Raw genomic sequence first — 1,467 nt, 5'->3', positions numbered from 1 at the left:
GGTTCCGCTCTTATGTATGGACTCGCCTCCACTGTCACCCGCTTTTCAACACTGCGACCCGGCTGCATCTATGTATAAGGCCTATCGAGGAAGCCGTCTTCGACTTCTGGCCAACATTGGTTGAGCTCACGGTATGCCGATTACATTCAGGCCTCGAAGGCCGGTAAGAGCGCAGGCATCAATCCGCGACGGTCTGACCTGGGGTCAATGTTTTCAAGCAGGGGCTGGAGCGCTTTTACGCCCCGGTGGCAGAACTCTGTTGATCAGTAACTTGTCGCAGCCGACCGGCCTTAGGCCGGTTGGCTGCGATAAGTCTGGTCATTCTGTAGCAGCACCCAGATGATTCGTAGGTTGCGATTCGCCAGTCGTACCGCCGCCTCCTTACGTCCTAGCCGACTCAACCAGCGATGCAAACGACGATCGTCGGGCAGCTCTGAATCAGGAGGGAGGTGCCTCAATACGGCATGAGCTCCCTGAACCATCAGACTGCGTATGTAACCATCGCCTCGTTTACTCATTCGGCCCAAGTGAACCTTTTGCCCACTGCTGTTCTGATCAGGCACCATGCCAAAGTAGGCAGCGAACTGGCGTGCATTGGCAAAACGTTCGGGTTCGGTCTGCTTGGCTAGCATCGCTGTGGCGATGATCGGACCGACACCGCGTACGGTCATTAACCGTCTGGCGGTTTGATCCTGGTTCGCAGCGATCTCCAGGCGACCGGTCAATACGTTGATCCGCTCGCCTAACTGGCGCCATTCGCCCAGCAACTCGTCGATGAGTTCGCGCAACATGTCTGGCAGTGGTTGGGTAGCATCCTCCAGCACCCGAGGTAGGGTTTGACTGATAGCAACATCACCTTGTGCCAAGGCAACACCGTGTTCCATCAATAGCCCACGCATCTGGTTACTCGTAGCTGTACGTCGACGCACATAACCCTGCCGGGCACGGTGCAATGCCTGCATGGCCAGTGCTGTGGCACTTTTGATGGGCACCGCTGTAATTTTGGTGTCCCGTCCGGCCCGTAAAATGGCCAGCGCATCGTTGCGATCATTTTTTGCGCCGCTGCGGTGGTTAGCCACCAGTTGCGCTGGAAGAATTCGCGCCAGATTACCCTGAGCCTGTAGCTGTCGTGCCCATGCTTGAGCACCTGGGCCGGTTTCCATCAGTACAACGATGCTTGGCGGCAACCTGCACAAGAAGGCGTGGAAGGCCTCACGTGACTTGATGCGGTCTTCATAAAGTACTCGGCCAAGGGCGTCTTCGCCTGCGACTTGAAATACCTGCTTGGCAAGATCAATCGCCACTGTCGTACAGGCCGACAGATCGGTTGAAGACAGGGACTGTTTAAGCGTCGTATTCTTTTTCATGGACTCGCCCTCGCTGTCGTTGGCTTCTTAGACTGCCACCGTGGCGCATTGACGCCTCGGCGTGGGCGAGTCCATCCAATTACAGCGGGTCACTTTTGAA

At 56.4% G+C, this 1,467-nt stretch carries 1 protein-coding gene; it reads right to left on the bottom strand.

Going from position 1 to position 1,467, the window contains the following annotated elements; translation table 11 throughout:
* Positions 1-290: 290 nt before the first annotated feature.
* Positions 291-1,322 (bottom strand): IS110 family RNA-guided transposase, encoded by a 1,032-nt coding sequence (locus AC3A5O_RS28730; protein WP_305492404.1) that lies wholly within the window; start codon positions 1,320-1,322, stop codon positions 291-293.
* Between the last annotated feature and the right edge of the window lie 145 nt (positions 1,323-1,467).

The sequence above is a fragment of the Pseudomonas sp. Soil_N_39 genome, from assembly GCF_057655955.1.
This window is presented reverse-complemented; position numbering and strand designations above follow the sequence as displayed.